Below are 6,307 nucleotides of genomic sequence, written 5' to 3' on the forward strand. Positions count from 1 at the left end.
TCGCGCTGCTGGGCGTGCTGGGCCTCACCGGCCGCGAACGCCTGCAGCTGGTGCTGGCCGAGTCGCTGCTACTGGGCGTGGCCGGCAGCGTGTTGGGCATCGCGCTGGGTACCGGCCTGGCCGCGCTGGCGCTGCGGCTGCTGGGCGGCGACCTGGGGGGCGGCTACTTTTCCGGCGTCGCACCCACCTTGCAGTGGAACAGCTGGGCCGCACTCACTTACGGCGCGCTGGGAATTGCCGCCGCCGGCGTGGGCGGCTGGTGGCCAGCGCGTGCGGCGCAAAAACTGCCGCCCGCGCAAACCCTCAAGGGCCTCGGCGCCGCGGCAGGCACCGGCAGCGGCCACTGGTTCAGTATCATTTTGATAGCTGCCGGCGCTCTGCTGGCGCTGGTTCCACCGCTGTTTGGCATTCCACTGGCGGCCTACGTGTCGGTGGGCTTGCTGCTGGTCGGCGGCATCACCGCCTTGCCCTGGCTGATTTCGCTGATCTACAACCGGCTCAGCCCCCGGGTGGCCCACCGGCTGCTGCCGCTGTTGGCCGTGGAGCGTGCGCGCCGCGTGCGCGAAAGCGCCGCGGTGGCCGTGAGCGGTGTGGTGGCATCACTGAGCCTGGCCGTGGCGCTCACGGTGATGGTGACCAGCTTTCGCGAGTCTGTCACGCACTGGCTGGACGTGGTGCTGCCGGCAGACCTGTATGTGCGCACGGCGCTGGGAACCTCCGCCAGCGATACGGCGTATTTCTCGCCGGAGTTTGTGGACGCGCTGGGCCGCCTGCCCGGCGTGGCGCGGGTGGGCAGCCTGCGCACCACGCAGCTGTTGCTGGATACCGCCAGGCCCAGCGTCACCCTGATCGCCCGCCCGCTGGACAACCCGGCCACCGCGCTGCCGCTGGTGGGCCAGGCATTGCCGGTGCCGCCCGGGCACATCGGCATCTACGTGAGCGAGCCGATGGTGGACCTGTACGGGGCACGCCCAGGCACCGTCTTTCGCCCACTTTCGCAAGCTTTTATGGCTCTGGCCCAATCAGGGTCTGCGCGAGCAGCTCCTGATTTGATAGCAAGCAAGGTGGGATCCGGGACGCCCGTGTTTTATGTGGCGGGCGTCTGGCGCGACTACGCACGCCAGTTCGGCGCCATCGCCATCGCCCATGCGGACTTCGAACGCCTGACCGGTGACCGGCGCACCAACGACCTCGCGCTGTGGCTGAAGGAAGGCGCCAGCGACAGCCAGGTGCAGCAGGCCGTGCGCGGCCTTGCCGAACAGCAGTCCGGCGCCGGCGCGCTGCTGGAGCTGGCCTCCGTCAGCCAGCTGCGCGCCACATCGCTCCGGATTTTTGACCGCAGTTTTGCCGTCACCTACTGGCTGCAGGGCGTGGCGATCGCCATCGGCCTTTTCGGTGTGGCCGCCAGCTTCAGCGCCCAGGTGCTGGCGCGCCGCAAGGAGTTTGGCCTGCTGGCGCACCTCGGGCTGACACGCCGGCAAATCCTGGCCGTGGTGGCCGGCGAAGGCGCGGCCTGGACGGTGATAGGCGCGCTTGCGGGGCTGGCCCTGGGACTCGCGGTATCGACCGTACTGGTGTACGTGGTGAACCCACAAAGCTTTCACTGGACCATGGACCTGATGGTGCCCTGGCTGCGCCTGGCCCTGCTGTGCGCCGCGGTGGTGGTGGCCGGCACCGTGACGGCCTGGCTGGCGGGCCGCGCGGCCGCAGGCCGGGACGCCGTGCTGGCGGTGAAAGAAGACTGGTAAGCCTTCCTTGCCCCTTTGCAGCGCTGCCGCGAAAAGGTGCGCCACGCGCAAGGGGTGCCCGTGCACCGTCCTACAGGCGTGGAGGCCGGTTTCCGACGCCATCCGGCCGCTCCCGGCATCACACTGTGGCTCATGCGGTGGCCGTCAAGTGCGCAGGTGTTTTGCCAGCCCTTGTCTCCCACGCCCTTTTTCTCTTTCAAATGCCTGCGGAGAACGCGATGACCACCAACACCAGCCCCCTGACCGGCGCCGACGCGAACCCGACAGGCAAGTTCGCACGGCATRCCTCCTCCCCGCCGTCCCACGGCTTGCAGCTCACCCGCAATGACGACGGCAGCGTGACCCTGGCACTCAACCAGCCCCTGAGGCTGCAGGCCGAAGAACTCGAAGAACTCGTCGCCAGCCTTGCCGGCTTGCGCGCCGACATGGACCCGCCCTACCCGCTGGACTGCCCGCCATTGAGTGCGCTGGAGCCCAGCTACAGCCCGCGGCACTGGGTTGCCTGCGACCCGCTGACCGGCAAGATCCTGCTGTTCCTGCGCCACCACCTGTTCGGCTGGCTGGGCATTGTGCAAACGCCGGAGACCGCGCTCGACATGCTGAAGTCGGTGGCCGTCGAGATGAAAAACCTGGAGCTCTCCGACCGCGATCCCAGGCGCGACCTGCACTGAGAATTGCTGCCTGCCAGGCAATGGCCGCTTCCCTGTGCGAGCCTCGTCTCATCCTGTTTATCGTGCTGTACATCTTGATACGAGGCGCTCCGCGGGTTGGCCAATGAATTCAGGGCCTCCACGCTGCACGGTACAGCACCTGCCGCCTTCCCATTTTTAGCTTTCTCCAATGCAGGCGACCACGCCGAAAGGCGTTTTCGTTTGCTTACTCATGGTCACGTTTCTGACGCGCGATTGTCATCACAGCGCCGGGATGAACTCCTACCATGGAGGCATTCACCAGAGAGGGCTTGCATCATGAGACCTGCTAAAGCACCGCCGCACGACTACCGCATTGAAAATGTCGATCCGGCCGAAGGCAGCCTGCTGCCGTCGAGCTCGAACCATCTTTTCGCCGACTATTCGCTGGCCGTGGCGGTGGCCGTGAAAAGTGTGGCCGACCCCACGCGACAGGAAGTGCGCGTCGTGCACGTTCCCAGCGGGGAAGTCGTCTTCCGGACTTCAGCGTTTTGACGCCGGGGCCCGCCGCATCAGGCCAGCCTGATGCTGTTTGCAAAGTGGTCATACACCACGGAAATTCTCCGCAGGTGGCGCGACTCCGCGTGCGCCAGCAGCCACAGGTCTGACTCGCAGTCGGCCAGGGTGTCCGCCAGCGGCACCAGCCCGGGCTCTCCCGCCAGCATGAAGCGCGGCACAATGCCCACCCCCAACCCCGCCTTGATCGCATCCATCACCGCCACAATGCCGTCCGCATAATGCCGCGGCGTGACCTTGGGCAACTGCTTGCGCCGCCACAGCACCGAGGGGTGTTCCGGAAGCGATTCATCAGGCGCTATCCAGTCCAGTTTCGCCAGCGCATCAAGCAAGGGGATTTTTTTGGACGACGCCATCTTCGCTTGCGCTTTGGACCCGCACAGCACAAAGCGCACGGTGCCAAGCTTGCGGCCCACCAGGTGGTCGGGTGGCTTGCGTGTTGCACGCAGCGCCAGGTCCGCGTCGCGCCGGCTCAGGCTCACGAGTTCATTGCCGGTGCGCATGTCCAGCTGCAGCAGCGGATGCTGCGCCAGCAGCGGCTTGAGCGAAGGCAGCACCAGCCCGCGCAATACCGCGTCAGTCGTGGTCAGGCGCACCAGGCCTGAAACGCCTTCATGCGGCCGCTGCATGCTGGCGCGCACCGCTTCAAGCTCGGCCTCCACGCGCTCCGCATGCGGCACCAGGCCCAGCATGGGCTCTGTGGGCAGGTAGCCCAGGCGCGACCTTTCGAACAGCCGCTGGCCCAGATTTTTTTCGATGCGCTGCACCGAGCGGAACACCRTGGACGCATCCGCGCCCAGCCGCCGCGCGGCCTCGGCCAGCGTCATGCCGCGCACCATGGCCAGCAAAATTTCCAGGTCAGAGGCCGTCAGCGCGTATTGCGTTTTTGCAATAGATGGTTTCATGATTGCCAATTTACATTGTATTTTTGCAATCGTAAAGTGGCGGCTCCTTCAACGCTACGCCCTTCGCCGGGCTTTACACCATGACCATCGAAACCTCCGAAACCTCCAGCGCCAGCCACGGCGCCACCCTGCTGCGCCTGGCCCTTGGCACCATGTGGGTCACCCACGCGCTGCTCAAAATCTTCGTCTTCACCCTGCCCGGCACGGCGCTGTTTTTTGAATCGGTCGGCCTGCCCGGCTTCATGGCCTACGTTGTCGTGGCAGTGGAGCTGGCCGGCGGCGCGGCGCTTCTGCTGGGCTTTTATGGCCGCCAGGCATCGCTGCTGCTGGCGCCGGTGCTGCTGGTGGTCGTCTGGGTGCACTGGCCCAACGGCTGGGTGTTTACCAGCCCCAAGGGCGGCTGGGAATACCCGCTCTTTCTGCTGGTCGCCTCGCTCGCCCAATGGCTGCTGGGTGACGGCGCCTGGGCCGCGCGCCGCAGCCGCCTGCTGGTGCTGCGCTGATCTGCGCTGAAAGACATCACCATGAAGCTCACCCTCATCAGCCACACCCTGTGCCCCTACGTGCAGCGCGCAGCCATCGTGCTCGCGGAAAAAGGCGTCGCCTTCGAGCGAATCAACGTCGACCTCGCCAACAAGCCCGACTGGTTCAAGGCGATCTCGCCGCTGGGCAAGACGCCGGTGCTACGGGTAGATGACGATGCGATTTTTGAATCGGCCGTGATCTGCGAATACCTGGACGACACCCTGTTGCCACGCCTGCATCCCGCGGATGCCCTCAAGCGCGCACAGCATCGTGCCTGGATGGAGTTCGGATCTGCCTTGCTCAATGCGATAGGCGCGTTCTACRACGCGGCCGATGCGGCGTCGCTGGCGCGGCACCGTGAAGATATTGGGCGCCGGCTTGCCCAGCTTGAGGCGGTGTTGCCGGATCGAGGCCCTTATTTCGCCGGAGCATCCTTCAGCATGGTGGACGCGGTGTTTGGTCCGGTGTTTCGTTATTTCGATGTGCTGGACGACGTGGGCGAAACAGGATTCTTTGAACATTTGCCAAAAGTGCAGGCCTGGCGCGCCGCTCTCGCTGCGCGTCCCTCTGTCCAGCAAGCGGTGGGCAGCGGCTATGCCCGCGAGCTGCATCGCTTCTTCCTGGCCCGCAGCTCCGAACTCTCGCGTCGCATTGCGGGGTGTGAAAGTAGAGCCTGATGCTATAAAGCGGATGGCCGCTTTTGGCCAGAAGTCGAAATTCGTCACCTCAATCGATGCCATCCAAAACGCCTTCCTCCGGCCCCGCCGATTGGTTGCTGGGCCGTTGGCGCTCTGACAAAGGGTTGACCGTTGACGGATGGGGTAAGCATCCCCCAGGCTCTATAGAGTTTCAGGCGATTATGCTTCGGACACTCGGCAAGACAGAGKTGCTATTCACTCCAACACGCTTCACCTCGATGTTCGAGGACGCCAAGTCCGTCACACCGTATCGGGTTATTTGGAAGTCAGAAACAAGCATGGTTGTTGTGTTTGGCCGCATCGGTGAAGAAACAGCGCAACACCTGCATTTTTTAAGCCCAACGCTCTACTGGATCCACACCGGAAGATTCTGGGAATACTTTTCCAAGATGAAATGAGCTTGCTGCAGTGTCGGCAATGACCCAAACGGAAGCGCTTTTTCYCATCAGCCCGTAAAACAACCGGCCCCMAAGGCTGMCCCTCCTCAGGCGGCCGATGACCCGCYAGTGAAAACYGCCAATTGCGCATCAAAAGCACGCTGGTASGCWGGCCGCGCTTCACCACGGGCCACATAGGCCGAAAGRTTCGGGTATTTCTCCAGCAGCCCCGATACGSCCGCCCTGCGCAGCACCGTCACCATCAGCAGGTCTCCTGCGCTGAATGCACCGTCAAGCCAGTCGGAATTGCCCAGCCGGCTGGAAAGGTCGCCCAGCCGCGCATGGACGCTGTCCTCAAGGGCGGGCAGGCGGTCCGCATACCAGGGCTTGTCACGCTCGAAGAGCACCGCCATTGAGCGGTCAATGATGGGCGGCTCTACCGTGTTGAGCGCGGCAAACATCCATGCGACGGCGCGAGCGCGGGCATTTGCATCGTCTGGCAGCAGGCCTTTATGGCGCTCAGCAATATGGAACACGATGGCCCCTGACTCGAACAGCGCGAGATCACCTTCTTCATAGGTCGGAATCTGCCCGAAAGGATGAAGCGCGCGATGCGCGGGCTCCTTCATCGCCGCAAACGAAACAAGACGAACCTCGTGAGGCTGCCCCACTTCTTCAAGCGCCCAGCGAACGCGCATGTCACGCGCCAGCCCACGGCCGCGGTCGGGCGAACGCTCAAAGGCCGTCATGGTAGGGGTCGTCGGAAGGGTCATGGTGGTTTCTCCTTTTGCTGAGATGCCTGGTTGAGTGTTTTGTTGATGCCGGACATGCGATTGACCGGTCACCTAC

8 protein-coding genes are annotated in these 6,307 nt (G+C 64.3%); 6 read left to right on the plus strand and 2 right to left on the minus strand.

Annotated elements, in window-relative coordinates; all coding sequences use genetic code 11:
* The 3 genes from AC1D1P_RS11480 to AC1D1P_RS11490 form a co-directional block, all read left to right on the plus strand.
* The coding region (locus AC1D1P_RS11480; protein WP_477673058.1) for an FtsX-like permease family protein at positions 1 to 1,748 on the plus strand (1,748 nt) is incomplete at its 5' end.
* Between the two features lie 218 nt (positions 1,749 to 1,966).
* On the plus strand, positions 1,967 to 2,419 hold the full coding sequence (locus AC1D1P_RS11485) for a hypothetical protein (protein WP_477673059.1): 453 nt from the start codon (positions 1,967 to 1,969) through the stop codon (positions 2,417 to 2,419).
* A gap of 297 nt (positions 2,420 to 2,716) precedes the next feature.
* The gene (locus AC1D1P_RS11490; protein WP_477671159.1) at positions 2,717 to 2,932 is read left to right on the plus strand and encodes a hypothetical protein; all 216 of its coding nucleotides are present in this window, start codon (positions 2,717 to 2,719) and stop codon (positions 2,930 to 2,932) included.
* 17 nt (positions 2,933 to 2,949) lie between these two features.
* Here the strand turns inward: AC1D1P_RS11490 and AC1D1P_RS11495 are convergent, their stop codons facing one another.
* Positions 2,950 to 3,858, minus strand: a complete 909-nt coding sequence (locus AC1D1P_RS11495; RefSeq protein WP_477673060.1) for a LysR family transcriptional regulator — start codon at positions 3,856 to 3,858, stop codon at positions 2,950 to 2,952.
* Positions 3,859 to 3,938: 80 nt separating this feature from the next.
* On the opposite strand from AC1D1P_RS11495, the gene AC1D1P_RS11500 reads away from it, so the two are divergent.
* Genes AC1D1P_RS11500 through AC1D1P_RS11510 form a run of 3 tightly spaced genes read left to right on the plus strand, consistent with a single transcriptional unit; the run spans position 3,939 to position 5,479 of the window.
* The gene (locus tag AC1D1P_RS11500; RefSeq protein ID WP_477671161.1) at positions 3,939 to 4,361 is read left to right on the plus strand and encodes a DoxX family protein; all 423 of its coding nucleotides are present in this window, start codon (positions 3,939 to 3,941) and stop codon (positions 4,359 to 4,361) included.
* Positions 4,362 to 4,382: 21 nt separating this feature from the next.
* Positions 4,383 to 5,060 carry a glutathione S-transferase family protein gene (locus AC1D1P_RS11505; RefSeq protein WP_477673061.1) on the plus strand — a complete coding sequence of 226 codons (678 nt, stop codon included), beginning with the start codon at positions 4,383 to 4,385 and terminating at the stop codon, positions 5,058 to 5,060.
* A 56-nt stretch (positions 5,061 to 5,116) separates the two neighbouring features.
* The gene (locus AC1D1P_RS11510) at positions 5,117 to 5,479 is read left to right on the plus strand and encodes a hypothetical protein (RefSeq protein WP_477673062.1); all 363 of its coding nucleotides are present in this window, start codon (positions 5,117 to 5,119) and stop codon (positions 5,477 to 5,479) included.
* Positions 5,480 to 5,565: 86 nt separating this feature from the next.
* Here the strand turns inward: AC1D1P_RS11510 and AC1D1P_RS11515 are convergent, their stop codons facing one another.
* Complete coding sequence (locus AC1D1P_RS11515) at positions 5,566 to 6,231, minus strand: glutathione S-transferase family protein (RefSeq protein WP_477673063.1); 666 nt, start codon at positions 6,229 to 6,231, stop codon at positions 5,566 to 5,568.
* Positions 6,232 to 6,307 lie beyond the last annotated feature (76 nt).

It is taken from the genome of Polaromonas sp. P1_E1_2, assembly GCF_056406035.1.

Excerpts from the sequence above, each read along its gene's own strand:
- AC1D1P_RS11490 (WP_477671159.1), top strand. The coding sequence starts at position 2,717 with ATGAGACCTGCTAAAGCACCGCCGCACGACTACCGCATTGAAAATGTC.
- AC1D1P_RS11500 (WP_477671161.1), top strand. The coding sequence starts at position 3,939 with ATGACCATCGAAACCTCCGAAACCTCCAGCGCCAGCCACGGCGCCACC.